Origin of the sequence: Aeromonas sp. 62-46 (genome assembly GCF_001898585.1) — a bacterium.
GTDB classification, from domain to species: domain Bacteria; phylum Pseudomonadota; class Gammaproteobacteria; order Enterobacterales; family Aeromonadaceae; genus Aeromonas; species Aeromonas caviae.
Map to the genome: position 1 here is coordinate 1 of NZ_MKUI01000026.1, position 2153 is coordinate 2153.

4 protein-coding genes are annotated in these 2153 nt (G+C 51.8%); all 4 read left to right on the forward strand.

Annotation, left to right across the window (positions count from 1 at the left end; genetic code table 11):
• On the forward strand, positions 1–261 hold a 261-nt coding region (lysC, locus tag BGO64_RS09290), incomplete at its 5' end, for an Rz1-like lysis system protein LysC (protein ID WP_286700547.1).
• Complete coding sequence (locus BGO64_RS09295) at positions 236–685, forward strand: phage tail protein (RefSeq protein ID WP_286700548.1); 450 nt, start codon at positions 236–238, stop codon at positions 683–685. The genes lysC and BGO64_RS09295, both read left to right, overlap by 26 nt.
• Before the next feature lie 2 nt (positions 686–687).
• Positions 688–1140: a phage virion morphogenesis protein gene (locus tag BGO64_RS09300; RefSeq protein ID WP_286700549.1), complete on the forward strand. Its 453-nt coding sequence runs from the start codon at positions 688–690 to the stop codon at positions 1138–1140.
• Positions 1141–1271: 131 nt separating this feature from the next.
• Positions 1272–1949, forward strand: coding sequence for a hypothetical protein (locus BGO64_RS09305; RefSeq protein ID WP_286700550.1), 678 nt, complete (start codon positions 1272–1274; stop codon positions 1947–1949).
• Positions 1950–2153 lie beyond the last annotated feature (204 nt).

Consider the following 2153-nt stretch of genomic DNA (forward strand, 5'->3'; position numbering starts at 1 on the left):
GCCCTCTGCCTGATCCTGTTGTCAGGCTGCTCCAGCGCCCCGCCCTCACCGGCGCCGCAGATTATCAGGCTCACCTGTCAGGGTCTGACTCCCTGCCAGCTGCCGGCAGCCAGCTCGGTCAATAACGGCGACCTGCTCGACCAACTGACCCAGACCGAGGCCGCCTGGGCCGCCTGCGCCGCCCAAGTAGACAGCCTCATCGCCTGCCAGCAACGCCACCAGAACGGGAGGGAGCATGGAAAAACCAAAACAGATCCGTGAGGTACTGACCCGCTGCGTTCCCCACCTCAAGACCAACCCGGACAAGCTGCACATCTTCATCGCCCCTGGCAATGTCGAAAGCACCGGCGCCCGCTCGCTCTCGTTCGAGTGGCAATACCCCCTCACCATCGGCATCGAGGACTTTGCCGGCCACCCGGACCAGATCATGGTGCCGCTGCTGGCCTGGCTGCGCCAACACCAGCCCGAGCTGATGACCAACGACGAGCGGCGCAAGGAGGGCATCACCTTCGAGGCGGAATACCTCGCGAGCGACCTGATGGACCTCATCATCACCGTCAAGCTGACCGAGCGGGTCAGGGTGTGGCAAAACGAACAGGGGATTGGCTGGGAGCACCTGCCAGAGCCACCGGAAGACCCCTATGACGGCATCACCTGGGAACTCTTCATCAACGGGGAGCATTAGCCATGGCCGCCGACGACCTGAGCCGCCTGACCCACTGGGCCGATGGCCTGCTGGCCAGCATGGAGCCCGCCGCCCGCCGTCAGTTGGCGGGCGAGATGGCCCGCACCTTGCGCGCCAGCCAGGCCCTGCGGATCCGGGCCAACGTACAGCCCGATGGCAGCCCCATGGCCCCGCGCAAGCCCCAGCCCAAGCTGAAGCAAGGCCGGGGGCGCCTGCGCCGCAAGATGTTCTTCAAGATAAGCAACCCCACCTGGCTCAAGGCCCGCGCCAGTGAACAGCAGGCGGTAGTGGAGTTTGTCGGCACCGCCAACCGGCTCGCCACCATTCACCAATACGGCCTCAAAGACCGCATCAAGGGCCGCGAGATCCGCTATCCGGCGCGGGAGCTGCTGGGCATCACCCATCAGGAGGTAGAGCGGTTGGAGGGGTTGTTGTTGGTTCATTTAATAACTTAATGCAGTATCCGAGGTTGTACGTTTAATCTGGTTTCATACAATCTAACTGACATAATTCTGATTGCTTGATTGTTCAAGTCACATCCCTTTCATATAATCCACCGCTACAACAGCTTTAATAGGAATGAAATGTGAAAGATAAAAAATCAAACAGGATGCCACTTTACGCACTTTCAGCCATAGTATTCTTTATCGGCTTTGTTATTGGTGGTGCTATTGACTATAGCCCTACCAGCGAAAACCCTTGGCCATCATATTTATCAATAGCATTCACAATACTAAGTGGCTGCTCAGGTGTAATTTCACTGCTAGTGATTCTATATACATTTACTCTTTGGCGAACTCAACAATTTGAAGCGGAAGAAGTAAAGTCTCGCACCATCATTTTAAAGCAGGCGTCTGCGGCCAAAAGAACCATTGACCTAATATTTACTTACCGCCGAGTAATACATACATTACCCGATCAAGGAAGGAAAGCTAGACTTGAGCAATTCCAAGATGAATTACGAAATATTAACAGAGAGTTGATATCAGAGAAGGCACATTGTGAACTTCTGCAAACAAATAAAAAGCATTTTTTAGAACAGACGGACAAATATAGCAACTATATTGCAGCATTGGGAATAATGCTAGTTATGGATACAACCTCTAATACTTCACTCCCTTCAACAGATGAATTCATTTTCGAGTTGGTACCAGAGTTTAGGAAATTCAATGGCAATGTATTAATTTCATTTGATGATCTAAAGACAATAAATGTTTCATTATATGAAAACTTGATAAATGAAATTCGAGAAGCATTTAAATAATTATCAGAAACACCAAATCCATGTAGTTATTTAAAAACTTATGGTTAGTATTCTTTATTAGAAACCGCAATAAAGAATAATATTGATTCAACGCCAGTGTGCCAGCCCTTGGCACACTGAGCATCACTCGCCTTCCCCGCCATTGCCCAAAACAATGGCCCCATGCAACCGACCCCGACTGAACTCCAACGCCTGATCGACAAC